This window comes from Streptomyces sp. NPDC050546 (assembly GCF_044457425.1).
In the GTDB taxonomy this organism is placed as follows: domain Bacteria; phylum Actinomycetota; class Actinomycetes; order Streptomycetales; family Streptomycetaceae; genus Streptomyces.
Window position 1 is genome coordinate 61,750 of the sequence record NZ_JBITGX010000022.1, and the last position, 26,493, is coordinate 88,242.

Annotated in this window: 20 protein-coding genes; 14 read left to right on the plus strand and 6 right to left on the minus strand. The window is 73.5% G+C overall.

Annotated features, from left to right (window positions below; all coding sequences use genetic code 11):
* The first annotated feature begins 90 nt into the window (after positions 1 to 90).
* The 4 genes from ACIBK5_RS38205 to ACIBK5_RS38220 all read left to right on the plus strand — a co-directional run bounded on the left by ACIBK5_RS38205 (position 91) and on the right by ACIBK5_RS38220 (position 5,505).
* Positions 91 to 921 carry an alpha/beta fold hydrolase gene (locus tag ACIBK5_RS38205; RefSeq protein ID WP_399027184.1) on the plus strand — a complete coding sequence of 277 codons (831 nt, stop codon included), beginning with the start codon at positions 91 to 93 and terminating at the stop codon, positions 919 to 921.
* Between the two features lie 46 nt (positions 922 to 967).
* Positions 968 to 2,407, plus strand: a complete 1,440-nt coding sequence (locus ACIBK5_RS38210) for a PLP-dependent aminotransferase family protein (RefSeq protein ID WP_399027186.1) — start codon at positions 968 to 970, stop codon at positions 2,405 to 2,407.
* 138 nt (positions 2,408 to 2,545) lie between these two features.
* Entirely contained in the window at positions 2,546 to 4,120 is a 1,575-nt protein-coding gene (locus ACIBK5_RS38215; RefSeq protein ID WP_399027187.1) for an alkaline phosphatase D family protein, read from the plus strand.
* A gap of 128 nt (positions 4,121 to 4,248) precedes the next feature.
* A complete protein-coding gene (locus ACIBK5_RS38220) occupies positions 4,249 to 5,505 on the plus strand; it encodes a GNAT family N-acetyltransferase (RefSeq protein ID WP_399027189.1) in 1,257 nt (418 codons plus the stop codon).
* Between the two features lie 4 nt (positions 5,506 to 5,509).
* Here ACIBK5_RS38220 and ACIBK5_RS38225 read toward each other — a convergent pair whose 3' ends face one another.
* Complete coding sequence (locus tag ACIBK5_RS38225; RefSeq protein WP_399027191.1) at positions 5,510 to 6,715, minus strand: trans-sulfuration enzyme family protein; 1,206 nt, start codon at positions 6,713 to 6,715, stop codon at positions 5,510 to 5,512.
* Positions 6,716 to 6,774: 59 nt separating this feature from the next.
* Here ACIBK5_RS38225 and ACIBK5_RS38230 point away from each other — a divergent pair, with 59 nt between their 5' ends.
* Together ACIBK5_RS38230 and ACIBK5_RS38235 are read left to right on the plus strand one after the other, a co-directional pair.
* Positions 6,775 to 7,266, plus strand: coding sequence for an Lrp/AsnC family transcriptional regulator (locus tag ACIBK5_RS38230; RefSeq protein WP_356923810.1), 492 nt, complete (start codon positions 6,775 to 6,777; stop codon positions 7,264 to 7,266).
* 31 nt (positions 7,267 to 7,297) lie between these two features.
* Positions 7,298 to 8,989: a DUF885 domain-containing protein gene (locus ACIBK5_RS38235; protein WP_399027193.1), complete on the plus strand. Its 1,692-nt coding sequence runs from the start codon at positions 7,298 to 7,300 to the stop codon at positions 8,987 to 8,989.
* 15 nt (positions 8,990 to 9,004) lie between these two features.
* Here the strand turns inward: ACIBK5_RS38235 and ACIBK5_RS38240 are convergent, their stop codons facing one another.
* The 5 genes from ACIBK5_RS38240 to asnB all read right to left on the minus strand — a co-directional run bounded on the left by ACIBK5_RS38240 (position 9,005) and on the right by asnB (position 16,763).
* Positions 9,005 to 9,838, minus strand: a complete 834-nt coding sequence (locus ACIBK5_RS38240) for an SDR family oxidoreductase (RefSeq protein WP_399027195.1) — start codon at positions 9,836 to 9,838, stop codon at positions 9,005 to 9,007.
* A gap of 149 nt (positions 9,839 to 9,987) precedes the next feature.
* Positions 9,988 to 10,506 (minus strand): immunity 21 family protein, encoded by a 519-nt coding sequence (locus ACIBK5_RS38245; RefSeq protein ID WP_399027197.1) that lies wholly within the window; start codon positions 10,504 to 10,506, stop codon positions 9,988 to 9,990.
* A gap of 67 nt (positions 10,507 to 10,573) precedes the next feature.
* Positions 10,574 to 13,567 (minus strand): AAA family ATPase, encoded by a 2,994-nt coding sequence (locus ACIBK5_RS38250; protein WP_399027199.1) that lies wholly within the window; start codon positions 13,565 to 13,567, stop codon positions 10,574 to 10,576.
* Entirely contained in the window at positions 13,564 to 14,727 is a 1,164-nt protein-coding gene (locus ACIBK5_RS38255) for an exonuclease SbcCD subunit D (RefSeq protein WP_399027201.1), read from the minus strand. Before ACIBK5_RS38255 ends, ACIBK5_RS38250 begins: the two co-directional genes overlap by 4 nt.
* A gap of 182 nt (positions 14,728 to 14,909) precedes the next feature.
* Positions 14,910 to 16,763, minus strand: a complete 1,854-nt coding sequence (gene asnB / locus ACIBK5_RS38260) for an asparagine synthase (glutamine-hydrolyzing) (RefSeq protein WP_399027203.1) — start codon at positions 16,761 to 16,763, stop codon at positions 14,910 to 14,912.
* Positions 16,764 to 17,423: 660 nt separating this feature from the next.
* On the opposite strand from asnB, the gene ACIBK5_RS38265 reads away from it, so the two are divergent.
* The 8 genes from ACIBK5_RS38265 to ACIBK5_RS38300 all read left to right on the plus strand — a co-directional run bounded on the left by ACIBK5_RS38265 (position 17,424) and on the right by ACIBK5_RS38300 (position 26,390).
* On the plus strand, positions 17,424 to 18,554 hold the full coding sequence (locus tag ACIBK5_RS38265; protein WP_399027205.1) for a phenylacetate--CoA ligase family protein: 1,131 nt from the start codon (positions 17,424 to 17,426) through the stop codon (positions 18,552 to 18,554).
* Positions 18,551 to 20,323 (plus strand): prenyltransferase/squalene oxidase repeat-containing protein, encoded by a 1,773-nt coding sequence (locus ACIBK5_RS38270; protein ID WP_399027207.1) that lies wholly within the window; start codon positions 18,551 to 18,553, stop codon positions 20,321 to 20,323. Before ACIBK5_RS38265 ends, ACIBK5_RS38270 begins: the two co-directional genes overlap by 4 nt.
* Positions 20,324 to 20,343: 20 nt before the next feature.
* Positions 20,344 to 20,778, plus strand: a complete 435-nt coding sequence (locus ACIBK5_RS38275) for a hypothetical protein (RefSeq protein WP_399027209.1) — start codon at positions 20,344 to 20,346, stop codon at positions 20,776 to 20,778.
* 68 nt (positions 20,779 to 20,846) lie between these two features.
* Entirely contained in the window at positions 20,847 to 21,146 is a 300-nt protein-coding gene (locus ACIBK5_RS38280) for an acyl carrier protein (protein WP_399027211.1), read from the plus strand.
* A gap of 2 nt (positions 21,147 to 21,148) precedes the next feature.
* Positions 21,149 to 22,168 carry an acyl-CoA synthetase gene (locus ACIBK5_RS38285; protein WP_399027213.1) on the plus strand — a complete coding sequence of 340 codons (1,020 nt, stop codon included), beginning with the start codon at positions 21,149 to 21,151 and terminating at the stop codon, positions 22,166 to 22,168.
* Positions 22,161 to 23,555, plus strand: a complete 1,395-nt coding sequence (locus ACIBK5_RS38290) for an amidase family protein (protein WP_399027215.1) — start codon at positions 22,161 to 22,163, stop codon at positions 23,553 to 23,555. Before ACIBK5_RS38285 ends, ACIBK5_RS38290 begins: the two co-directional genes overlap by 8 nt.
* A 47-nt stretch (positions 23,556 to 23,602) precedes the next feature.
* Positions 23,603 to 25,180 carry an aromatic amino acid lyase gene (locus tag ACIBK5_RS38295; RefSeq protein WP_399027217.1) on the plus strand — a complete coding sequence of 526 codons (1,578 nt, stop codon included), beginning with the start codon at positions 23,603 to 23,605 and terminating at the stop codon, positions 25,178 to 25,180.
* Between the two features lie 22 nt (positions 25,181 to 25,202).
* Positions 25,203 to 26,390 (plus strand): 3-deoxy-7-phosphoheptulonate synthase, encoded by a 1,188-nt coding sequence (locus ACIBK5_RS38300; RefSeq protein ID WP_399027219.1) that lies wholly within the window; start codon positions 25,203 to 25,205, stop codon positions 26,388 to 26,390.
* Positions 26,391 to 26,493 lie beyond the last annotated feature (103 nt).

Genomic DNA, 26,493 nt, shown 5'->3' on the forward strand with positions numbered 1-26,493 from the left:
AGGTGGCGACGACTCGGGGCTACCCGTCGGTAGCAATTGCTGACAAGCTGTCTACAGCGTCCGTCAGCGAGTACAGCCGAGGAGCACCCCATGTCCGCCACCGTCTCCTTCAAAGTCGCCTCCGCGCACGGCGAGCAGAACGTCACCCTGTCCTACACGCGCCGGGGCAGCGGCGACCCGTTGCTCCTGCTGCACGGCATCGGCCACCACCGGCAGGTGTGGGACCCGGTGATCCCGGCGCTGGCGGCCGAGCGCGATGTGATCGCCGTGGACCTGCCCGGGTGCGGCGAGTCGCCGGCGCTGCCGGACGGCATGGCGCACGATCTGCCGACGATGAACACCGTCCTCGTGGCGCTCTGCGAGGCGCTGGAGATCGAACGGCCGCATGTGGCGGGCAACTCGCTGGGCGGCCTGCTGGCCCTGGACCTGGCCCGGGCCCGGCTCGTCCGCTCCGTCACCGCGCTGTCCCCCGCCGGGTTCTGGAACGAGGCCGAGCGCCGCTACGCCTTCGCCGTGCTGATGACGATGCGGCAGATAGCCCAGCGGTTGCCCGTGCCCGTCGTCGAGCGGCTGGCCCGCCCGGCGATCGGCCGCACGCTGCTGACGAGCACCATCTACGCCCGCCCGGGCCGCCGTTCGCCCGAGGCCGTGATCGCCGAGACGCTGGCGCTGGCCCGGGCCCAGGGCTTCTCCGAGACCCTCCGCTCCGGCAGGACCGTGCAGTTCAGCGACGACATCGTGGGCACGCCGGTCACCGTGGCCTGGGGCAGCCGGGACCGGCTCCTCATCCCCCGCCAGGGCGTGCGGGCCAAGGGCGTCATCCCCGGGGCCCGGCTGGTGCGGCTGCCGGGCTGCGGCCATGTCCCGATGAACGACGACCCGGCACTGGTCGCCAGGGTCGTCCTCGACGGCAGCCGCTGACCCGCACCGGGGCTCGCGGGGCGACGAGCCTCTAAGGTCTCCCTTCATGAAGCCACCGCAGAGCGACCCGGGCGAAGGCACCGCGTCCGCCGCCTGGGAGCTGCTGCTTCCCGCCGCCGCGGCACCGGCACGCACACGTGGCCGATCCCTCCAGGCGGCGCTGCGCGAGGCGGTCCGCTCGGGCCGGCTCTCGCCCGGCACACGGCTGCCGTCCAGCCGGGATCTCGCGGCGGACCTGGGGGTGTCGCGGGGGCTGGTCACGGAGGCCTACGAGCAGCTGACGGCCGAGGGCTATCTGCGCAGCGGCCGGGGCGCCGGCACCTGGGTCGGAGCGGCCGCGCGGGCCGCACGGCCGCGGGCGCGCGACCTCGCCCCGCGCTCCCCCGGTGCCCGCGCGGACTTCGTGCCCGGCACACCGGACCTGTCGCTGTTCCCGCGCTCGGCGTGGGCCGCCGCGCAGCGCGACGTACTGGCGGAACTGCCGCACCAGGACCTGGGGTACCCCGATCCGCGCGGGCTGCCCCGGCTGCGCACCGCGCTGGCCGGACTGCTCGCCCGGCGGCGGGGCGTGGTGGCCGACCCGGAGCGGATCGTGGTGGTCTCCGGGGTCGCCCAGGCGACGGCCCTGCTCGGCTTCGCGCTGCACGCGCGCGGGGTGCGGACCGTCGGCGTGGAGGACCCCGGCAGTCCCCAGCACGACGCGCTGTACACCTCGGCCGGGGTCGCCGCCGTGCCGCTGCCCGTGGACGACGAGGGGATCGCCCTGGAGCCGCTGCGGGCGTCGGGCGTACGGGCCGTGGTGACGACTCCGGCCCACCAGTTCCCGACCGGCATCGCCTACTCGCCGGATCGCCGGGCCGGGCTGCTGGACTGGGCACGTGAGGTGGACGGCATCGTCCTGGAGGACGACTACGACGGCGACTTCCGCTATGACCGCGCCCCTGTCGGCGCCCTCCAGGGCCTCGACCCGGACCATGTCGCCTACACGGGCTCCGTCAGCAAGTCCCTCGCGCCCGGGCTGCGGCTGGGCTGGCTGCTGGTGCCCGAGTCCTGGGCGGCGGAGATCGTCGAACGCAAGCGCACCATGGACCTCGGCCACCCGGCCCTCGACCAGGCCCTGTTCGCCCGTTTCCTGGAACGCGGGGACTACGACCGCCAGCTGCGCCGCTGCCAGCGCGCCTACCGCGAGCGGCGTGACGCGCTGGTCGCCGCCCTGGACGAGCACTTCCCCGGCTCGGAGGTGTCCGGGATCGCGGCGGGCCTGCATGTGATCGCCACACTGCCGGAGCGGTACGGCCCCGAGGAGCGGTTCCTCGCGCGGGTGGCGGAGGCCGGGGTGGCGATACGCCCGCTGGCGTCCTGCTCCCACCCGCGGGCCGGGAGCGCCGAGACGAAGAAGGTGCGGCTCGTCCTGGGCTACGCCCATGTGCCGCCCGCCCGGATCGACGAGGGCGTACGTCTGATGGCGGAGGCGGCCACCGGGTGACTCCCGGGGGCTCGCCCGTGCGTGCCGGTTCCCCCGCCCCTGCGGTCAGTTGTTCACTTGGGGTTCGTGTGTGCGCTGCGGCGTGCCAGTAGTTGTGGCTCTGCACACTGGCCGGATCCCGTCCCTGGAGGCGTATCCATGTCACACCGTCCGTTCCCCGGGCGCCGTAGCGTCCTGCGGGGCTCCCTCGCCGCGTCGGCGGCCCTGTCCCTGCCCACCGCCCTCGGCGCGGCGCCGGCCTTCGCCCGGTCCGGGCGTCCGAAGGCGGGGTGGGGTGTGCAGGCGGGAGACGTGACCTGCGACTCCGGGCTGGTGTGGGTGCGGTCCGACCGGCCCGCCCGGATGATCGTCGAGACGTCGGCGACCGAGTCGTTCCGCAACCCGCGCAGATGGCACGGCCCGCTGCTGGGCCCGGGCACCGACTTCACCGGCACGACCCCGCTGCGCGGGCTGCCGTCCGGCGAGCAGATCCACTACCGGGTGCTGCTCGCCGACCCGGACGACCCGCGCCGTACCGGCGAGCCGGTCACCGGCACCTTCCGCACCGCGTCCGCCAAGCGCCGCGACGGGGTGCGGTTCGTCTGGTCCGGTGACCTGGCCGGGCAGGGCTGGGGCATCAACCCGGAGCTCGGCGGCTACCGGATCTACGACGCGATGGGCGCCCTGGACCCGGACTTCTTCCTCTGCAGCGGCGACAACATCTACGCCGACGGCCCGCTCACCGAGACCGTGGCCCTGCCCGACGGGCGGACCTGGCGGAACATCACCACCGAGGAGAAGGCGAAGGTCGCCGAGACCCTGGCGGAGTTCCGCGGCAACTTCCGTTACAACCTCCTGGACGAGAACCTGCGCGCCTTCAACGCCCGGGTCCCGTCCATCATCCAGTGGGACGACCACGAGGTCACCAACAACTGGTACCCGGGCGAGATCCTCGGCGACACCCGCTACACCGAGAAGAACGTGGACGTGCTCGCCTCCCGCGCCCGCCAGGCGTTCTCGGAGTACTTCCCGATCTCGACGCTGCGCCGCCCGAGCGGCCGGGTCCACCGCGTGCAGCATCACGGCCCGCTGCTGGACGTCTTCGTCCTGGACATGCGCACCTACCGCAACGCCAACTCCACGGACGACCAGCCCACCGACGCGCAGGGCATCCTCGGCCGCGAGCAGCTGGAGTGGCTCAAGCGCGAGCTGTCCCGCTCCCGGGCGGTGTGGAAGGTGATCGCCTCGGACATGCCGATCGGCCTGGTCGTCCCGGACACCGGTGACGGCAAGCCGAACATCGAGGCGGTCGCGCAGGGCGACCCCGGCAAGCCGCTGGGCCGCGAACTGCAGATCGCCGAGCTGCTGCGGTTCATCAAGCACCGTCGGATCACGGGCACGGTGTGGCTGACGGCCGATGTGCACTACACCTCGGCACAGCACTACCAGCCGTCGAAGGCCGCCTTCACCGACTTCGAGCCCTTCTGGGAGTTCGTGTCGGGCCCGCTCAACGCCGGTGCCTTCCCGGCGAACACGCTCGACGGCACCTTCGGTCCGGACCGCGTGTTCCTCAAGGCGCCGACGACCGCCAACGTCTCGCCCGCCGGCGGCTACCAGTTCTTCGGCGAGGTCGACATCGACGGCGGCAGCGGCGAGCTGACGGTCCGTCTGCGTGAACAGGACGGCACCGTCCTGTTCACCCAGGTGCTCCAGCCGGGCCGGGTCGGCCAGTAGGTGCCCGTGGGTCCGGCAAGTACGGAGCGCAACGTTTGAAGCGTCGATAAAGGGGGCAGACTGTCCCCTTTACCCGCCAGACACAAAGAGTTCGCGATCACGCAACACCGTTCCGTCACAGTGGGTGCATGACGCGAAAAGTGACCGAAGCGACGCACTCGAACAACAACTGCCGCCCCGCCACCACGATGCGGCGGTTCACCACGGCGTTCCGGGCCTGGCGGACACGACGCCACGAGAACGCGCCGCCGCCGGACCATACCGAGTCCCCGGCACCGGAGCCGGTGCCGGGGGCGAGCACGCTGTGGCGGATGCGGACCACGGTGCGGGACGAGCCGGGGGCGCTGGCGGCGCTGTGCACGGCCCTCGCCGGGCAGCGCGTCGACATCCTGAGCCTGCAGACCCATCCGCTGGCCGACGGCACGGTGGACGAGTTCCTGCTGCGGGCCCCGGGCGAGCTTCCGGCGTCCGGGATCACCACGGCCGTCGGTGCCGCCGGCGGCACCGACACCTGGATCGAACGGGCCGACGCCCACGACCTGGTGGACGCGCCGACCCGGGTCCTGGGGCTCGCCGCCCGCACCGCCCTGGACGCCGCGGAACTGCCGCTGGCCCTGCGCCAGTTGCTGGGCCGCTGCACGATCCGCTCCCAGCCGGCACCGGCCGGCGGCGACCGGGCGCCCGGCGGCGTACCGGTGGAGGGGGCCCTCGACGACACCGTGCTGCGCCTGCGCGCCCCGGAAGGCGGAATGATCACCGTGGAGCGGCCGTACCTGCCGTTCACCCCGACCGAGTTCGCCCGGGCCAGGGCCCTGGTGGAACTGGACGCCCGGCTGGGCCCGCGCGTCCCGCACGGCCGGGACGTGCTCACCCTCGCCGAGGGCGCCGACATCACCGTGCGCCGGGCCGACACCCGTGATCTGGAGTCGGCCCGGGCGATGCACGAGCGGTGCTCGGACCGCACGCTGAGGCTTCGTTACCACGGTCCGGTCGGCGATGCCGACCGGTATCTGAACCACCTGCTCAGCCCCCGATTCGGCCGTACCCTCGCCGTGCAGACCGCGTCGGGGCGCGTCGTCGGGCTCGGGCATCTCCTGTGGGACGGGGACGAGACCGAGGTCGCGCTGATCGTCGAGGACGCATGGCAGCGGCGGGGTGTAGGTGCCGAGTTGCTGCGCAGGCTGGTGGCGATGGCGGTGGACGCCGGGTGCGGGAGTGTGTATGCCGTGACGCAGGCGTCCAACACCGGCATGGTCGCGGCGATGCGGGGGCTGGGGCTTCCTCTCGACTATCAGGTCGAGGAGGGGACGCTGGTGATCACGGCTCGGCTGGGTGAGCCCGTGGCGTCGCGTGCGGGTGAATTGGGGAGCGCCTCCGCGCCGTAGGGGTTCAACGTCGGTGGGCGACCGCGAGTCCGTTGTGGCTTGTCGCGCAGTTCCCCGCGCCCCTGAGAAGCGCTCCCTCCAGGTCCCTCCAGAGGTCCTCGACGTCCTCCAAGCCCACCGACATCCTCAGCAAGCTGTCGCTCACCCCGGCGTCCTGTCGGTCGTCCGCGTCCACGATGCGGTGGCTGATGGACGCCGGGTGCTGGATGAGCGTGTCGACGCTGCCGAGGCTGACGGCGGGGGTGATCAGACGGACGCCGGCGATGACCTCGTGGGGGTCGCCGTGTACCTCGAAGGAGACCATCGCGCCGCCGATGCGCGGGTAGTGCACACGGGCCACCCGCGGGTCGGCGGCCAGGCGGCGGACGAGTTCGGCGGCGTTGGCGGAAGCGGCCCGGACCCGTACGGGGAGGGTGGACAGTCCGCGCAGCAGCAGATAGCCGGCCAGCGGGTGCAGCACACCGCCCGTGGCGAACCGCACCTGGCGCAGCCTGCCCGCCGACTCCTCGTCGCAGGCGATCACGCCCGCCAGCACGTCCCCGTGACCGCCGAGGTACTTGGTGGCGCTGTGCAGCACCAGGCGCGCGCCCTGCTCGGCGGGGCGCTGGAGGACCGGTGTGGCGAAGGTGTTGTCCACGAGCAGCGGCACCGAACCGCAGGCGTGCGCGACGGCCCGCAGGTCGACCTCGGCGAGCGTGGGGTTGGCCGGGGACTCCACCAGGACCAGCCCGGTGTCCGGGCGCAGCGCGTCGGCGATTCCGGCCGGGTCGGTCCAGGTCACCTCCGAGCCCAGCAGCCCGGCGGTCAGCAGATGGTCGCTGCAACCGTAGAGGGGACGTACGGCCACCACGTGTCGCAGCCCCATCGAGGCGCGGACGAGCAGGACGGCGCTCAGGGCGGCCATGCCGCTGGCGAACGCGACCGCCGCCTCGGTGCCCTCCAGGCGGGCCAGCGCGGTCTCGAAGCGGGCGACGGTCGGATTGCCCAGCCGTCCGTAGACGGGCGGGCCGTCCGGCTCCGAGCCCGTGGCGGCGAACGCGTCGATCCGGGCCGCCTCGCCGCGGCTGTCGTACGACGGGTAGGTGGTGGACAGGTCGATCGGCGGGGCGTGCAGCCCCTGCCGGGCGAGGTCGTCCCGCCCGGCGTGCACGGCCTCGGTGGCGAGAGCTCTCGATGCGGTCCCCGTGTTCATGCCCATGCCCGTATCCATGAGGGGAGAGTGAACACTGACCGGTTCTGTGCGGAAGAACACCGTGTTACGTTCGGCCGATGGCCGAATCTGTCGTACTGGACCCGGTGGATCTCCATCTTCTGCGGCTGTTGCAGAACGACGCCCGGGCGACGTACCGGGATCTCGCCGCGCAGGTCGGCGTGGCGCCGTCGACCTGTCTGGACCGGGTGACGCGGCTGCGCCGCTCGGGTGTGATCCTCGGGCACCGGCTGGAGCTCGATCCGGCCAAGCTGGGGCGAGGCCTGGAGGCCCTGCTGTCGGTGCAGGTCAGGCCGCACCGGAGGGAGCTGGTGGGGCCGTTCGTGGAGCGGATCCGGGCACTGCCGGAGTCGCGGACCGTGTTCCATCTGACCGGCCCGGACGACTACCTCGTCCATGTCGCGGTCGCCGACATGACCGACCTCCAGCGGCTCGTGCTGGACGAGTTCACCTCGCGGCGGGAGGTGGCGCGGGTGGAGACCCGGCTGATCTTCCAGCAGTGGGAGTGCGGGCCGCTGCTGCCGCCTTCGCCCTCGGCTCAATCCGGATGACGTGCGCTTCCCGTCGTACGAGGATGGCCGCATGTCTGAGATCAAGAGCCCGCTGCCCCGTGAGGTCGCCGACGCCTACGTCGACGAGCTCGTCGCCCTCGACCCGATCACCGGCACGTTCCTCGGCGTGAAGGAGAGTTCGAGCAGGCTGCCCGACACCTCGCCCGCGGGCCAGGAGGCGTCCGCTGAGCTGGCGCGCCGGACGCTGGCCCTGCTGAACGAGGCCGAGCGGCTGCCCGGCGCGGAGAGTGAGATCGAACGCCGCTGCGGGCGGCTGCTGCGCGAGCGGCTCAATGCCGAACTCGCCGTGCACGAGGCCGAGGAGAGCCTGCGTTCCGTCAGCAACCTGAGCTCTGTCGCCCATGCGGTGCGGCAGGTGTTCACCGTGACGCCGGCGCAGACGGAGGAGGACTGGACGGCGATCGCGGAACGGCTGCGCGCGGTCCCGGCGGCGCTGGAGGGGTACCGGGAGTCCCTGGCGCTCGGCCTGGAGCGGAAGCTGTACGCCGGGCCCCGCGCCACGGCCACGTTCGTGGAGCAGCTCGGCGAGTGGGCCGACGCGGACGGCGAGGGGCAGGGCTGGTTCGAGCAGTTCGCGGCCGCGGGCCCTGAGTCGCTGCGGCCCGAGCTGGACACCGCCGCCCGCTCGGCCACCGAGGCGGTCCTGCGGCTGCGCGACTGGATGCGGGACGTGTACGCACCGGCGATCGAGGGCACGCCGGACGTGGTGGGCCGGGAGCGGTACGCGCGCTGGGTGCGCTACTTCAACGGCACCGACCTCGACCTGGACGAGGCATACGCCTACGGCTGGTCCGAGTACCACCGCCTCCTCGGCGAGATGAAGGCGGAGGCCGAGAAGATCCTGCCGGGCGCGGCCACCCCGTGGGTGGCGCTGGCGCACCTGGACGAGCACGGCACGCACATCGAGGGCGTCGACGAGGTGCGGCAGTGGCTCCAGTCCCTGATGGACGAGGCGATCGACGCGCTCGACGGCACCCACTTCGACCTGGCCGAGCGCGTCCGCCGGGTGGAGTCGCGCATCGCCCCGCCGGGCAGCGCCGCGGCCCCGTACTACACGGAGCCGTCGGACGACTTCTCGCGACCGGGCTGCACCTGGCTGCCGACCATGGGAAACACGCGATTCCCGGTCTACGACCTGGTGTCGACCTGGTACCACGAGGGCGTCCCGGGCCACCACCTCCAGCTGGCCCAGTGGAAACACGTGGCGCAGGACCTCTCCCGCTACCAGGCCGGTGTCGGCATGGTGAGCGCCAACGCCGAGGGCTGGGCGCTGTACGCGGAGCGGCTGATGGACGAGCTGGGCTTCCTGACGGACGCGGAGCGCCGGCTGGGCTATCTGGACGCGCAGATGATGCGGGCCGTGCGCGTCATCATCGACATCGGCATGCACCTGGAGCTGACCATCCCGGACGACTCCCCCTTCCACCCCGGGGAGCGCTGGACGCCCGCGCTGGCGCAGGAGTTCTTCGGCTCGCACAGCAGCCGCCCCGCGGACTTCGTGGAGAGCGAGCTGACGCGCTATCTGTCCATGCCGGGCCAGGCCATCGGCTACAAGCTCGGCGAGCGGGCCTGGCTGCTGGGCCGCGAGAACGCCCGCGCCCGGCACGGCGACGCCTTCGACCCGAAGGCCTGGCACATGGCGGCCCTCTCCCAGGGCTCACTGGGCCTGGACGACCTGGTGGACGAGTTGTCGGCGCTCTGATGGAGAGCCCTCGGCTCAGCGCAGGAATCCGCCTTCGGAGTTGATGACCTCACCGGTGATCCAGCCCGCCTCGTCCGTCGCGAGCCAGGCGATGAGGCGGGCCGGGTCGTCGGGCATGCCCCACCGTCCGGCGGGGAAGCCGGCCGCCACGGCCTCGTACGCTTCCCCGGTCAGGTAACCGGTGTCGACGGGACCGGGGTTGACGGTGTTCACCGTGATCCCCTGCTCGACGAGGGTGGTCGACAGGGAGCGGGTGATCGAGGCGAGGGCGCCCTTCTGGAGGGCGTAGGCGATCTCGCCGGGCATGCCGCCCGCGATGTCCTGACCTGATGTCATCATCACGACGCGGCCTCCGGGGGCCGGTGGCCGCAGCCGGGCGTATGCCTGGACGAGCAGCAGGACCGCGCGGGTGTCGACCGCCCAGTGCCTGTCGAGCATCGCCGCGTCGATCTCGTCCAGAGAGCCGTCGAACCCGCTCTGCGCGTGGTTGGCCACGAGGATGTCGAGCCGCCCGCCGAGCGCCTCGGCGGCTCGGCCGACCAGTTCGCCGGGCACGGCCGGGTCGGCCAGGTCGCCGGGCCCGGCGAGGACCCGTGCCTCGGGGTCACCCAGTGCGCCGCGCACGGATTCCAGCACCTCCTCGGGCCGGTCGGCGCCCCAGGGCATGCCGGCGTCGTGTGGCACATGGTGATGCAGATAGACACTCGCCCCGTAGGCGGCGAGCCGACGCGCCACGGCATGCCCGATGCCGGCGCGGCGGCTTGCACCGGTCACCAGGGCGGTACGGCCACGCAGGGGCAGGGGGTCACGGCGCAGGTCTTCGGGGCTGGGGTGAGGAAGTCGCGGCATAAGGATCATCGTGGCCGGGCTTCTCGATCGACGCACACGATTTTCGCCCCTCTTTCAGGGGCGCGGGGCTGTGCTGATATGCGGCTCCGCCGCATGGGCGCGACCAGCCACAGACAACCCGCACACGCCAAACGGCCATTGCCCCACGGCTACCTGGGCGCCAACAACCGAAGTTGCACCAGACCCAGCCACGTCTCAGGCCCCGGCTGCACCCGAGCCGCCCGAACCGCATACCTCCCCGGCTCCAGAACCACCCGCACCCGGTCGCTCCCCACCGGCTCGCCTCCAGGCCACGCCGCGTCGAACAGCAGCACCGGCCCGGGCACGTCCCAGCCGACTTCCGGCTCCCACCGCGCCGACGCGACAGCGCCCGGCACACTCGCCAGCAGCTCGCCCTCGGAGTTGCCCGCACACCACCGCACGAAGACGCCCTGGTCGGGCAGATAGGCGGTCGAGGCCGGCTCGTCGCCCAGCACCAGGGCCGTGCAGTCGCCGACCGGCAGCAGCCCGACGTGTCCGTCCACCTCACAGGCCCGGTCGTAGTCGGACGCCGTCTCCTCGCCGTCGGCACCCGCCCAGAACGGCAGAACCGTCTCGGGCACCGCTATCAGCGGTCCGCCGCCCGACTCCACCCACTCCACCGTGCCCGGCTCCGCGTATCGCACCATGAGTCAAGAACCTACAATGCCAACCCGCGCCGCCGGGCCGGGGGTTAGGGCCTCCCCACAAAACCCCCTAAGTCCCGCGCTGCCTGAGCACCGATCCGGACCGGCCCTTGACGACCTCCAGTTGAGCGTGGATCCGCCGTCGCAGGTCGGCCACATGGCTGACGATGCCGACGCTGCGGTCGCGTTCGCGCAGGGAGTCGAGTACGTCGAGGACCTCGTCGAGGGTCTGGTCGTCGAGGCTGCCGAAGCCCTCGTCGATGAAGAGGGTGTCAAGCCGCACGCCGCCCGCCTCGTCCGTGACGACGTCCGCGAGGCCGAGGGCGAGGGCGAGGGAGGCGAAGAACGTCTCGCCGCCGGACAGCGTCGCCGTGTCCCGCTCGCGGCCGGTCCACGCGTCGACGACATGCAGTCCGAGTCCGCTGCGCCCGCGCCCGGTGCGGTCGTCGGAGTGGACGAGGGTGTAGCGGCCGGACGACATGCGCCGCAGCCGTACGGTCGCGGCGGCGGCGACCTGTTCCAGCCGGGCCGCGAGGACGTACGACTCCAGGCGCATCCGGCGTTCGTTGTCGGCCGAGGTGCCGGCGGTGAGGCCGGCCATGCGGGCGACCCGGTCGTACTCCTCACGTAGGGGCGCCAATCGGCGTACCGACGTGGTCGCCCGGGCGGACAGCCGGTCGAGTTCGGCGCAGCGCCTGGCGGCGGCGTCATGGGCGGAGGCGGCGTCGCGGGTGCGCCGGTCCGCGGCGGCAGCGGCCCGCTCCGCGCTCTCCAGGTCGGCGGGCCGCTGCCGGGCAGCGGCTGCCGTGTCGGCCTCGGCGAGGACGGCCCGTGCGGCGGCCTCCTCGGTCTGCCAGGCGTCCAGCCGCCGTTGCAGCTCGCGGTGGACGGCGTCGTCGAGGAGTGCGTCGGCCGCGGCCTCGGGGGTCTCGAAGCCGGCGCGGAAGGCGGCGTCGGCGAGCCGGGCGTCGGCGTCCTTGAGCCGCTGGGCGGTGTCCTCGGCGGCGCGGGCGGTGTCGGCGGCGTCCGTGAGCAGCGCGGTCCGCCGCTCCAGCTGTGCGGCCCGCGCGGCGACGCTGTCCAGCGTGCCTCTCGCCCGGTCCAGTTCCTTCTCCAGGCCGGCCCGTTCCTGGTCCAGCCGCTCCCGGTGACCGACCCGGGCGGCGGTCCGCACGGCGGCCTCCTGCCGGGCGGCGACGCGCCGTTCCTGCTCGTGCCCGGCCTGCCGCAGCCGTTCCCGCGCGGAGTGCAGCTCGGCGGCGGCACGGCGGGTCTGCTCGTACTGCTTCTCCAACTCCTCTGCCTCATCGGCGAGTTGCCCGGTGGGGATGTCACCGGCCTCGGCGGTGGCCGCAGCCAGCGCCTCCCGTACGTCACCAAGCCGGCGTTCGTCCGCGGTGCGCTGTTCGTCGGCGCGCTGGTAGTCGGCCAGGGCGTCGTCCTCGGCCTCCCGGTCGATGTGACCGGCGACCTTGCGGGCGGGGGCGGGGTGCTCGGTGGCACCGCAGACGGCGCAGGGCTCGCCGTCGGTGAGATGCGCGGCCAGTTCGGCGGCGATGCCGGTCAGGCGCTGTTCCTTGAGGTCGAGCCAGTGCTGCTTGGCCCGCAGCATCCGCTCCTGTGCGTCCCGGGCCCGGATGACGGCCTCGTCGGTGTCCTGGGTGAGCCGGTCCCGCCGCCGGGCCGCCGCCAGCCGCTGCCGCGCGGGCTCGCGCCGTACGGCGAGTTGTTCGGCGAGGGCGGCGGCCTGCTGCGCGGCATCCACCTGGGCCTGGAGACCGGCGTGGGTCTCCTCCCAGCCGTCGAGCCAGTCCTCCGCCTCCCGCAGGATCTCCGCGTCGGCGTGCTCCTGGCGGTCCAGGCCGACGCGTTCGTCGCGGAGTTCGGCCAGCCGGCGCTCGGCGCGGCGGGCCGAGTCCAGTCCGCCCAGTTCCTCGGCGGCCCGGCGTGCGGCCGTCGCGAGTCCGGCCGCGCCCGCGTCGGCGAAGCTCTCGGGCAACAGGGCTCGCGCGCGTGCCTCCGCGTCGGCGGCCCGCCGGTGTTCGGCGTCGGCGGACTCCCGCAGGTCCAGGGCGGGTGCGACCTTCTCGGCCTTGCGGGAGCGCTCCATGCGCGCCTGCGCCTCCCGGAAGGCCTCGGCACCCTCCTCCAGGCGCGCCGCCCGCTCTCGTGCCTCGGCGAACCGCCGCTGGAGCCGGGCGAGTTCGCGCGCGTCGTCCAGGGCGTGGCCGGCTGCGGCCCGCGCGGACTCGGCCGCGCTGAGCGTGCGGTCGGCGACGGTGAGCTGTTCCCGGGCGGTGCTGCGGGCGACGGCGGCGGCGCTCAGCACGGCCTCGGCGAGGCCCGGTTCGCCCGGGGCCAGCTCCGGAAGTTCCATGGCGTCGCCCGCGGCCTGCTGCATACGGTGGGCGTCGGCCAGCAGGTCGGCGTCCCCGTCCCGCACCTGGGCCTCGGTGGCCCGGCGCCGCTCGGCGAGACGCTTCTCGACGTCGGCGAAGCGACGGGTGTCGAAGAGACGGCCGAGCAGCTTGCCCCGGGCCTCGGCGTCGGCGCGCAGGAACCGTGCGAAGTCGCCCTGCGGCAACAGCACGACCTGGCAGAACTGCTCCCGGCTCATGCCGAGCAGCTGGGTGACCTCCTCGCCGATCTCCTGGTGGGAACGGCTGAGGTCCTTCCAGGCCGCGGCCGTCGCGTCGTACTCGCGGAGCCAGGTCTGGGCCTTGTCGACGGTCGTGCCGGTTCCGCGCTTCTTGGGGCGTTCCCAGGGCGGCTGACGGGTGACCTCAAGCCGGCGTCCGGCGACGGTGAGTTCGAGGGTGACCTCGGTGCGGGTCGCGGGTGCGGCGTGGTCGCTGCGCAGGGACGCACCCTGGCCGCCGCCCTGCCGGGCGCCGGGAACCGAGCCGTACAGGGCGTAGCACACGGCGTCGAGGACGGACGTCTTGCCGGCGCCGGTCGGTCCGTGCAGCAGGAACAGCCCGGCCGTCGACAGCTCGTCGAAGTCGACGGTCTGGGTGCCCCCGAAGGGGCCGAAGGCGGTGACCGTCAGCCGGTGGAGCCTCACCGGGCCACCTCCCGTACGGTCTCGTCGGCGCGGACCGCGTCGAACGCGTCCCGCAGGACGCCCTGTTCGTGCGCGTCGGGTCCGGCGCCGCGTACATGGGCGACGAAGTCCTCCGCGATCTGCTGGTCGCTGCGGCCGGCGAGGCGCCGGGCGTACGACACGTCGGGGTCGTCCTCGGTGCGGTCGGGGTCGAAGACGAGGCTGAGCGTGTGCGGGAAGCGCTCGGTGAGCCGGGCCATCGGGTCGGCCGGGCGGACCGGGTCGGTGAGCGTCGCCTCGACCCACGACTCCTCGTGCCGTGCCTGCTCCGGGTCGGCGAGCAGGTCGTCCAGCGCGCCCCGGATCCGGGCGAGGGGGCGTGGCACGGGGCAGTCGACGCGCTCGGCGCCGACCGACCCGTCGGCGTCCAGGTCGACGAGCCACATGCTCTTGCGGTGCCGGGCCTCGGAGAAGGAGTAGGGCAGCGGGGAGCCGGAGTAGCGGACGCGCTCGGTGAGGGTCTGGCAGCCGTGCAGGTGCCCGAGCGCCACGTAGTCGACGCCGTCGAAGACACCGGCGGGCACCGCGGCCACACCGCCGACGGTGATGTCCCGCTCGCTGTCGCTGGGCTCGCCGCCGGTGACGAAGGCGTGCGCGAGGACGACGGAGCGGGTGCCGGGCGCACGGGTGGCGAGGTCGGCGCGGACCCGGTCCATGGCGGCGGCGAGCACGGCCTCGTGCCCGGCCTTCTCCACCCCGAACTCGTCCTTCACCAGGGCCGGTTCGAGATACGGGAGCCCGTAGAAGGCGACGTCGCCGTGGGCGTCGGCCAGCACCACCGGGGTGCCCGCCGCCGACGGCTCGGTCCGCAGATGGATACCGGCCCGCCCGATCAGGCCCGCGCCGACGCCCAGACGGCGGGCCGAGTCGTGGTTCCCGGAGATCATCACGGTCGGCACACCGAGGTCGGCGAGCCGGTGCAGGGCGTCGTCGAACAGCTCGACCGCGGCGAGCGGCGGAACCGCCCGGTCGTAGACGTCCCCCGACACGACCACCGCGTCCACGGACCGCTCCCGTACGGTCGCGACGAGCCGCCCGATGAACTCGGCCTGGGCGCCGAGCATGTTCACCCGGTGGAACGACCGGCCGAGGTGCCAGTCGGAGGTGTGCAGCAGTCTCAAGACGCCGCTCCGACCCGCATGTCTCTCCCTGTCACCACTGCGCAACCAGCGCGAACCGGCACGGCTCGCTGTCAGACCCACCACGCTAACGCGTGCGGGCATCTGATCCACCACGAACCTCGGTCCGCCCCTGCCATCGGCGGCGATTCAGCGGACATATCCGCATCTGTGCCGTAGCGCCGTCATTCCGGCGCGATGTCGTACTCGCGCATCCACCTGTCGAGGTACAGGGCGGTCTCCAGTCCGTTGCGGCGCAGCTGCGTGTCGTAGTGGCCCTGGGGAAGCTCGAGCATGCGGGCGAGTTCGCCGGCGTCGACGATGTCGAAGGCGGGCGAGGAACGGTCGGCGAGCAGCGCCTGGGTCCGGGCCCGCAGGTCCTTCTCGTAGAGCTGGTCGGCGGTGGTCGGGTAGGGGCTCTTGCGTCGCTCCAGCACGGACCTGGGCACGATGTCGCGGGTGGCCCGCTTGAGGAGGCCCTTGGGGTCGCCGTCGGGTGTCTTGAGGTCCCAGGGCGTGTTGTGCACGTACTCGACGAGCCGGTGGTCGCAGAAGGGCACGCGGACCTCCAGACCGGCGGCCATGCTGAGCCGGTCCTTGCGGTCGAGCAGCGCGGGCAGCCAGCGGGTGAGGTGGAGGTGGCTGATCTCACGCATGCGGCGCTCCGACGGGGAGTCGCCGGGCAGGTGCTCGACCTCCGCGAGGGCCTCCTGGTAGCGGTCCGCGCGGTACTGCTCGAAGCGGGTGGCCGCCCGGAAGGCCGGGGAGAGCAGCCCGGGTGTGATCAGCTGCATACGACTGAGCCAGGGGAACGCCGCCGCCTCGACGACGGCCGGATCGTGGAACCACGCGTAGCCGCCGAAGACCTCGTCGGCCGACTCTCCGGACAGGGCGACGGTGGAGTGCTCGCGTATCCCCCGGAACAGCAGGTGCAGCGAGGTGTCCACATCGCCGAAGGTGTACGGCAGGTCATGGGCGCGCAGGACCGCGTCGCGGTTGGCGTCGCGGGTGAGTTCGTCGGCGGAGAGCTCGATGAGCCGGTGGTCGGTGCCGATGTGCCGTGCGGCTTCGAGGGCGTAGGGGGAGTCGCGCTCCGGCCGGAAGTCGCTGGCTTGGAAGTCGGCTTCGCTGCCGGTGAAGTCCACCGCGAAGGAACGCACGGGCGGTTCGCCGGCACGGGCCTGCACCCGGGCGGCCAGCGCGGTGAGCACGGTGGAGTCCAGTCCGCCGGAGAGCAGGGTGCACAGCGGTACGTCGGTGACCATCTGGCGGGACACGGTGTCCTCCAGCAGGTCCCGCACGGTGTCCGCCGCGGTGCCGAGGTCGCCCTCGTGCGGCTGCCGTCCCAGACTCCAGTACCTCTCGGTCCGCAGCCCCTCGCGGTCGTAGACGGCGAAGCAGCCCGGGGGCACTTCCTCGATGTCCCGGTAGGGGGTGACGCCCGGCGACTTCATCAGGCCGAGGAGATCGGCGAGTCCCTGGCTGTCGAGCCGGGCACGGAAGCGCGGGTGGGCGAGGACCGCCTTGGGTTCGGAGCCGAACAGCACACCGCCCCCGAGCCGTGCGACGTAGAGGGGCTTGATGCCGAGACGGTCGCGCACCAGGAGCAGGCGCCGGTCGCGCTCGTCCCACAGCGCGAAGGCGAACATGCCGTTGAGACGCCTGACGAAGTCCTGGCCCCACTGGAGGTAGGCGTGCAGGACCACTTCGGTGTCCGAGCGGGTGCGGAAGGTGTGTCCGAACCCGCGGAGTTCCTCCCGGAGTTCGCGGAAGTTGTACACCTCGCCGCTGTAGCTGAGCACCACGGACGGCCTGTCCCCGGCGGGCCGGTCCGGATCCGCGGGCGCCACCATGGGCTGCTTGCCGCCGTCCAGGTCGATGATCGCCAGCCGGCGATGCCCGAGGACCGCGTGCGGGCCGAAGTGGACTCCGGCGGCGTCCGGCCCTCGGCAGGCCATGGTCCGCACCATACGTTCGACACCGTCCACCTCCCCCGTGAGGTCGAGTCCTGCGTCGGCCCAGCCTGCGATTCCGCACATGAGAAAGCTCCAACCGGATTCGGATGAGGGTTGCGGACTGCCGGGTAAAACGGCGTGCGGTAAGCGCTCCAACAGGGCGCGAAACCCACTGTTCGGGTTCGATTAACCGCGTCTTCAAAACGATGCCGGTTTCACATCGGCGCTCATCGAGACTAGGCCGGAAAACCAACTCGGGCAACGTACCGAGTAGTAGCCCCATTGCCGCTTCAGCGGGGCCGTCGATTTTCGGTCGGGGATGGCGAGTTGAGGCTCCCGGAGGCGGTTGCACGGCTCACCTTTAGTGCTATACGTTCGCTGTGGGTCGGGCTCCTGACCCCTGCGCCACGCCCTGAGCTGTGGCTTCCCGACCCTCGCAGGGCGGCCCGTCGAGACCGACGTCACGGGCGCGTACAGCCCTTCCTGCTTCCTGGCTGTGCGCAGGCAACAAGCGATGAATTGAGCGAGGTTCGTGTGATCCTGCACACCGACAAACGCCAGACAATACTTCGTGAGGCACAGGCCGAGATAAGGGAGAATCAAGGCCGCATCCCGGCCGAGGACTTCTACACGGAAAAGATCTCCGCAGCTTGGCAACGCGCGCGCGGAACAAGGTCTTACGGCGCAGGTGAGGACAGCGGCGATATCGGGGAGTTCTCCCTCGATCGATTCCGGGACCTGCCCGTGACGCCGCGTGAGTCACTCAAGGCGCGGCCCCTGGACTTCGCGGCCGTCTCGCCGACCGAGGCCTCGAAGTACTACGAGACCACCGGCACCACGGGGCAGCCGACGCCCACCCCGCGCCGGGCCGAGGACACCATCTGGAACACCGTCTCGGTGGCCGAGGCATGGCGCCCGCTGCTCGGCTCCGACGAGCGCGTGGTGATCCTGCTGCCGTCCGACATCGTGCCGGTGGCGGATCTGGTCGCCGGGGTCTGCGAGTACCTCGACCACGCGCACATCCGGGCCTATCCGTTCGCCACCGGCATCACCGACTGGGACCGGCTGGAGTCGATGTGGCGGACCTACCGGCCCACCACGGTGTTCGTCGCCCCCGGCGTGGCCCTCCAGTTCACCCGGCTGCTGGCGCAGCGCGGGCAGCTGGACGAGCTCGGCTCCTCGGTCAAGCGGCTGATGCTGCTCGGAGAGGTCAACACCGCGCCCTTCCGCTCCCGGCTGGGCCGGTGGTGGAACGCCGATGTCCACGACGCCAGTTACGGCAGCACGGAGACCGGCACGCTGGCCGCCGCCTGCGCGCGGGGCCGCCAGCACCTGCTGCCGGCCGCCACCTACTTCGAGCTCGCCACGCCCGAGGGCGTCGTCCCGCTGCACGACCGGGGCGGGCACGAACGGGGACGGCTCGTCGTCACCCCGCTCAACGCACACGCCAGGCCGCTGCTGCGGCTCGACACCGGCGACGAGGTGTCCGTGGCGACGGACTGCCCGTGCGGCAACGCGGCGCCCGGGATCACCGTCCACGGCCGCTCGAGCGACGGCCTGCGGGTACGCGGCACACCGCTGTCCGTCCGTGCCGTCGAGGAGGTCGTCTACGGCGTCACCGACGCCACCGGCTACCTGCTGGAGGTGGACAGCGAGGGCACCTACGCGCGGCTGCTCCTGGAGCGCGGCATCGGCGCCGGGCGGGACGGCGAGCCCGAGGAGTGCCGGCGCGTCCAGGCCCGGTCCGAGGAGTTGCTGGGGCTGCGCTGGGACGGTGTGGTCTTCGTCAACTCCCTGCCCGCGAACACCAAGAGCGGCGCCTCGCAGAAGAGCTGGAAGCGGTCCAACATCCGGGAAGTGGAGGTCGCGCGATGACCGCCACCGCGACGACGACCTCCCCCCGCGCGCCGCAGGGCCGGGGTGTGTCCGGGGGCGAACCCGACCTGTGGTGCACCTACGCGGCCGTGCGGACGCTGGGCTGGCTGGACCGCACGGACACGATCACCGACCCGGACGGCACGGCCGCCTACCTGACCGGCCGGCGCAACGCTGACGGCGGTTACGCCTGGAGCCGGGGCATGCTCTCCGACGCCTGGGCCACCTTCTACTGCACCCAGGCGCTGCGCGACATGGGCCGCCCGGTGCCCGGCACCGAGGCCACCGCACGCTGGCTGGAACGCACCTGGTCCGGCGACGCCTACGCGATGCTCCCGGGGCAGGCCCCGGACGTGTGGGCCACCCACTTCTCCGCCCGCACGGCCGTCGAGCTGTGCGGCGGCCCGGTGCCCGACCGCGCCCGGCTGCTGGACTGGCTGAGCCGGCTCCAGTGCGCCGGGGGCGGGCTGAGCTGGTCCCCCGAGGACGCCCGGCGCGGCAAGGCCGACGTACGGGCCTGCTACTACGGGGTGATGGCCTGGCGGGCCGCCACGGACAACGGGGCCCGGGGAGCGCCGCCCTGGGACGAGGAGGCGCTCACCGCCTGGCTGCGCGCCCGCCAGGGCGACGAGGGCGGCTTCCGGTTCGCTCCCGCCGCCGAAGTGCCCTGCCTGTGGGCCACGTACCGGGCCGTGGGCGCGCTCGCGGCGCTCGGCCGGGCTCCGCGCGATCCCGACGGCTGCCAGGAGTGGGTCATGCGCCGCCGCGGTCCCTCCGGCGCCTTCGTCCGCTGGGAGGGGTACGACGTCGAGGACGTGTGGGCCTCCTTCTGCGCCGTGGGCACGCTCAAGGCGCTCGGCGCGCCGCTCGCCCCCGTCGCCGACGCCGTCACCGCCCGCATCGCCGAACTGGGCGTCGCCGGGGGCGGCTACACCTACCGGGAGCCCCCGGCCGCGGCCGACGCCCTGTCCACGGCCGCCGCCGTGCTCTCGGCCGGCCCCGCGTCCCCGCGCCCGGACGAGGTGCGCTGGCTTGAGGGCTGCCAACTGCCCAACGAGGGCGGTGTGATGTACATGCCGGGCCGGGGCAGTGAGGTGCGCTGCACCCTGTGGGCCCTCGCGGCCGGAGCGTTCGCCGAGGACCGGGCGGCCCGGCACCGGATCGCCGACTGGCTGGCCGGTCTCCAGAACGCCGACGGCGGGTTCGGCTACTGGGAGGGGCGCGGATCCGACCTGGTGTCCACGGCCGCCGCCGTGGAGACGGCGGCGCTGCTCGGCGGACCGGACGGGCTCGGCCTCGACCTGACGGGCGTCCTCGCCTTCGTCGACTCCTGCCGTACCCACGACGGGGAGCCGTTCGCGCACGGCAACGTGCCGGGCGCCGACCCGGGCCTGCGCCCGGCCCTGCAGGCCCAGCGCGTCCGGCTGCTCCTCGGCCCCGGCATCGCCCCGCCCGCCGAGGCCCGCGAGGCCGTCGGCGTCCTGCTCGCCCGCCATCGCGTACGGGGCGGCGGCTACGCGGGCGAGGGCAACCGGGTCCCCGACCTGCTGTCCACCTACGAGGCGGTGCTGGCGGCCGACCGGGCCGGGATCGCCCTCGACACCGGGCACCTCCGCGCGTTCACCGACCGGGTGCGCGGCGCCGACGGCACCGCGTGGAGCCCACTGGCCCCCGGCGGCGGAGGGCCGCTCGCCGACTGTCTCGGCACCCTGCTGGCCCGACGCCTGGCCGCGAACCCCGGCGCGCTGCCGGCCCTCGCCCTGTCCTGAACCGCCGAACGGGAGAACTCGTGCCCACGATCACCATCCGTACCCCCGAACTCCCCGTACCCCGCCGTCGCGCCGTCGCGCTGCGCCTCACCCGCTGGCTCACCGCCCAGGGCGTCCGGGCCGGTCACGTCGTCGTGCGTTTTGAACCCACCGAGGAGAGCACGGTCTTCTCCGGCGGCATGCCGGTCGAGGCCCTGCCGTACGACGGGGACACCGACGCCCCCGGCCCGCGCCACGCGTCGGTGACGTGCTGTGTGGGCCCCGACCGTGACGACGCCTTCCGCGACGGGCTCGCCCGGTGCGTCACCGAGGCGCTCGGTGCCGATGCCCGAACTCCCTTCTGCTACCTGGAGTTCCGGCCCACCTCGCCCTCCGATGTCTACCTCGGCGCCGGCGAGGGACTGTGCCGGGCCGACGGCACCCCCGTGGGGCCCGCGCCGGCCGCCGCGGTCTGACCCCACGGGCTCCCCCCCCAGTCCCACTGCTCGATTTTCCCCATGCGCCACCAGCAAGGAGTACGACCATGACCACGACCCTCCCCTCCCCCGAAGAGATCCACGACCGGACCCGGACCGTCCTGGCCACCCGCATCGGCGACGCCTTCACCGACGTCGCCTCCGACGCCGAACTCCAGTCGGCGCTCGGTGAGCGCTACGACAGCCTCACCGCCATAGAGTGCATCTCCGCCATCGAGAGCGAGTTCGGCATCGAGGTGGACTTCGTCGCCGACGACGTCCGGTTCTGGTTCTCCAGCGTGGAGCGGATGGTGCGCTTCACCCACGAGCGCCTGGAGGACACGGCGGCCCTCGGGCTCGGGAGCTGACCGTGCCGGACATCGCCTTCGCCACCTCCGGCAGCACCGGCCCGCCCGTGACCTGGCTGCGCACGGAGGCCCAGTTACAGGCCGAGGCGGCACTGGTGCACGACGTGGTGCTGGGTTCCGCCCGGTTCGGCCGCATCGTGTCGTACGCGCCTCCCGGCCACCTCTACGGCAGGCTCTACGGGCACGAACTGCCCCGGCTCGAGGACGTCCCGGTGTCCGGGCTGTGGGACGAGCCTCTCACCGTGCCCCCGCTCGACGACGGCGTTCCCACGCTGCTGGTCTGTCTGCCCTCCACCTGGCAGCTGCTCTCCCGGCACACGGCGGCCCTGGCACGGCACGGCCGGGTGACGGCCCTGCACAGCACCGGCCCGGCCACACCGGCGGCCCACCAGGTCGCCGAACGCCTTTCGGACACCGGCTTCCGGGCGCACGAGCTGCTCGGCTCCACCGAGACCGGAGCCGTCGCCCACCGCCCCGTCGCCGGCGAACACACGGGAGGCCTGCCCTGGCGCCTGCTGCCCGACGTGGAGGTGCTGCCCGGCGGGATCGCGGACGGCGACGGAAGGGTCCAGCGCCTGAGGGTCGCCGGTCCCCGGATGGCCCGCCGTACAGGCGCCGAAACGCCCCCGGACGACTGGGAGTTGCCCGATCTCGTCGCGCCGGTGACGCCGCGCACCTTCCACCATGTGGGGCGGGCGTCGCGGCTGGTCAAGGTGAACGGGGTGCGCTGCGACCTGACCCGCGTGGAGGAGTTGGCGCGCGACCGCTGCCCCGGCCTGGACCTCGTCTGCGCGCCCGTCAGCGACCCGGTCCGGGGAGAGCACTACGAGGTGTTCTACGCCGGACCCGGACCGGTCGACCCGGCGGCCCTGCGCCGGCGGCTGGGCCGGCTTCCCTCGGGGCTGCCCGCCCCACGGGCCGTGCATCGCGTGCCCCGTATCCCCCGCAGCGCCACCGGCAAGGTCCTCACCGCCGAGCTCACCGCCACCGCACGCCCCGCCCAGGAGGCCGAGCATGTCTGACGCCCCCACACCGCAGGACGCCATCACCGCCTACGCCCACCGGGCGCACTGGAACTCACCCCCCGAGGCGCCGCGGCCCGGCACGCCGATGGCGCTCCCGCTGCCGGAGCGGGTGGCGGCCCGCTCCCGGGGCACGCTGACCGCCGAGGAGTGGCGCACCGCGGAGGCCGACTGGTCCGACCGGGCCGACGCCCGCTACCGGGCGACCGTCCAGCGCGCCCCGCTCGGCACGGACGCGGCACCCGTGCGCGTGGGGGTCAAGGACACCGTGGACGTGGCCGGCCTCCCCACCCGGCTGGGCCTGCGCGGCCACCGGCACCACGCCCGGGTCTCGACCCCCGCGATCGCCGCCCTGCCGCCCGGACTCGCGGCCGTGACCGCCAAGGTCGTCACCACCGAACTCAACATCGGGGTGGGGTCGGAGTGCGTCAACCCCTACGTTCCGCACATCGACCCGGGTGGTTCCAGCACCGGTACCGCCGTGTCGGTGGCCGCCGGCATCTGCGACCTCGGTCTCGGCACGGACGTGCTGGGCTCGGTGCGCTGGCCCGCCGGGCAGTGCGCGACGGTGGGACTGCGGATGACGCAGCGCGTCTCCCTGCTGGAGGGGGTCTTCCCGCTCTCCCCACCGATGGACGCGCTCGGCTGGGTCACCCGCAGCGCGGCGGACCTGGCGTACCTGTGGCCGCTCCTCGGGCTCGACCGGCTCGGCACGCAGCGCCCGGCAGGCGAGGGCCCGTACCGGATCGGTGTCGTCGCGAACGCCGAAGGGCCCGAGGGCGCCTGCGGTCCCGCCATGCGCGGGGCGCTGGAGACGGCCTGCGAACGGCTGGAGGCGAGCGGTCAGCGGCTCGGTCCGGTGCGGGTCGACGACCTGTGGGCGCTGCGCGGACCCGCCTGGGAGCTGTGTGCGCGGCAGGCCTGGGACGCCTACCAGGTGTGGCGGCCGTGGGTGCCCGCCGACCTGCACGAGACCACCCGAGGCGCGCTCGAGGTGGGCGCGAAGGTCCAGGACGACCGCTACGCCTGGATCCTGGAGCGCCTGGCGCACACCCGCGCCACGGTCGAGGCCGGCTTCGACGACGCGGGCGTCGACGCCTGGCTGCTGCCGCTGGACCCGGCCGCACCGCCGGACCTGGCCGCCGCCGACGCCCGGGTCTCGACCATCCCGGCCCCTCAGGACCCCGACTACGACCTGCGGGTGGCCTACACACCACTGGCCAGCTTCGCCGGGCTGCCCGCGCTCACCCTGCCGGTCGCCCGGGACGAGCGCGGAGCGCCGCTGTGCGTCCAGCTCATCGCCCGCCGCGACCACGAACCGCTGCTGATCCGGCTGGCCGCGCTGCTGGAGGAGGCGGTCGGCCCGCTCGGCTTCCGGCCGAGCTGAGGCGGCGGGCCCCACATCCGCCCCCACCAGGACGACGGAAGGCAGTCATGTCCCTGTCCCGCCCATCCGACGCCGAACGGTCGCCCGACACCCTGGTGCGCGACCTGCTGGACCGCACGACCGCCCCGCTGGAGGCGACAGCCGCCGAACAGGCCCGTATGGCGGCGGCCCGCCGCACCCTGGCAGGCCTCGATGGGTCCCGGCACGTCTACGGGGTCACCCACGGTTTTGGACCGCTGGTGGACCATCCCGCCGACCCGGACCCGGCCCGACAGGGGGCGGGCCTCATCTCCCACCTGGCCACCGGGCAGGGGGATCCGCTGCCGCCCGAGGTGACCCGCACCATGGTCTGGCTGCGGCTGCGCGGCATGGCCCTGGGGCACTCCGCCGTCGCGCCGGAGACATGGCAGCGCCTCGCCGGCCTGTTGAACGCGGGGTTCGTCCCCGTGGTGCCGAGCGAGGGCAGCCTGAGCGCGAGCGGCGACCTGGTACCGCTCGCCCACGCCGCGCTGGCGTTCGCCGCGGACGGCGCCGGCCAGGCATGGTGCCGGGGCCCCGGGGGCGAGTGGCGGCGCGAGGACGCGCCGGCCGCACTGGCCGCCCTGGGCCTGCCGCCCGTCGTGTGGGAGGCCCGGTCCGCGCTCGCCTTCGTCAACGGCAGCAGCGCCTGCCTGGCCCGCGCCCTGCACACCCACCGGGAGATCAGCGCGCTCACCCGGGCCGCCGCGGTGGTCACCGGCCGTACGGCGGCGCTGCTCAGCGCCTCGGGCGAACCCTACGAGGACGCTCTGCAGCGCGTGCGCAACCAGCCCGGGCAGCGCACGGCCGCCGCGTGGATCCGGGCCGAACGCATCGCATCGGGCGCCGGGACCGGCACGGCCCCCGGCCCGGACCGGCCGCTCCAGGAGCGCTATTCGCTGCGGTGCGCCCCACAGGTCCTGGGCGCCGTCCTGGACCAACTGGACCTCCAGGGCTCGGTCCTGGCCGACGAGGCCGAGGGGTGCAGCGACAACCCCGTGCTCGTCGACGGCACCCTGCTGCACGGCGGCAACTTCCACGCCGCGCCCGTGGCGTTCGTCTCCGAGACGCACGCCGGCTGTGTCCACCAGGTGGCCTACCTGCTGGAGCGGCAGCTCGCCCTGGTGCTGGACCCGGCCGCCAACGGCAGTCTGCCGCCGCTGCTGACGCCACGGCCCGGCGCCGGGAGCGGCTTCGCCGGAGTGCAGATCGCCGCGAGTTCCCATCTGAGCCGGCTGCGCCAGCTGGGCCATCCGGCGTCCTTCACTGCCGTACCGACCAATCTGCACAACCAGGACCAGGTCCCGCTCGCCCTCAACAGCGCCAACGCCCTGGCCCAGATGACCGAACGGGCCTGGTGGATCCTCGGCTCGCTGCTCCTCGCCGTCAACCAGCTCGCCCATCTGACGGGGCACCAGGACCGGGAGGAGGGGCGGCTGTGGCGGGAGCTGCGGGAGGAGTTCCCGCCCCTGGACCGGGACCGTCCGCTCGCGCCGGAGATCACCCGGGCGGCCGGGCGGGCCCGGGCCCGATTCCTGCCGCTCGCCGTCACCGACCCCGACCCCGACGCCACCGCCGCGGACGCCCCTCGCACCGCGGCGGCGTGACGCCCACTTCCATGGAGGAACCATGACCGCCACGCGCCTGCTGCTGCCGGCCCGTGCCCTTCAGCAGCCCGAATGGGCCTCGCTCGACGAACTCAAGGACGTCCTGCTCTCCCTGGAGGCCAAGCCTCCCCTGGTGGACGCCACCGCCTGCGCCGACCTCACCGCCGAACTCGGGCGGGCCGCCCGCGGCGAGGCCTTCGTGCTGCAGGCCGGAGAGTGCGCCGAGCGGTTCTCGGACGCCAACCCCGAGACCGTCCTCGCCAAGACGGACGAACTGCACCGGCTGGCCGACGAGTTCACCGACGCCAGCGGTCTTCCCGCCGTCCGGATGGGGCGGATCGCCGGGCAGTACGCCAAGCCGCGCTCCAGCCCGACCGAGACCCTGCCCGACGGCACCGTGCTGCCCGTGTACCGCGGCGACGCCGTCAACGCCCCCGAGCCCAGCCAGGCGGCGCGCACCGCGCTCCCGTCCCGTCTGCTGCTGGCCCACCGCAACGCCGGCACCACCCTGAGCACCTTGCTCGAACGGGACATGGGCCTGGCCGGGCGGACGGCGTCGCAGCGCACCTACGCGGGCCACGAGGCGCTGCTGCTGGAGTACGAGCAGGCCCTGGTGCGCCCCGACGCGGACGGAGGGCGCTACGGCTCCTCGGGCCACTTCCTGTGGGTCGGCGACCGGACGCGTCAGCCCGACCACCAGCACGTGCAGTTCGCGGCGTCGATCAGCAACCCGGTCGGGGTCAAGATCGGTCCCGAGGCCTCGCTCGAGGACGTCCGCACGCTGGTGCGGATGCTCGGCGATCCACGCCGTCCCGGCAGGCTCTCCCTGATCGTGCGCATGGGCCGGGACGACATCGTCCCGAAACTGACCTCCCTGCTGGGGGCGCTCGGCGACGAGGCCGCCGGCGTGGCCTGGATCTGCGACCCGATGCACGGCAACACCCGGGTCAACGGTGCCGGGCAGAAGAGCCGCGTGGTCGGAGACGTCGTGGCGGAGATCGAGGGCTTCGTGTCGGCGCTGCACGCGCACGGCCTGCGTCCGGCCGGTCTGATGCTGGAGACGGCCCACGGCCCTGTCACCGAGTGCGTCGACACGGCGGCGGAGCTGGCCTCGGCCACTCCCCTGCCCCGCTACGAGTCGGCCTGCGATCCGCGGCTGAGTCCGCACCAGGCCGGTGAGGTGGTGACCCGTACGGCGGCACTGCTGTGAGGCGGCGCGCCACCGCGCGCGCCCGCGCTCCGCCGGGCCTCTCGGCGGCATCCCGATCCGAGAGAAGAACGAGAGACCGAAGAAGAGAAGAAGAAGAGAAGGG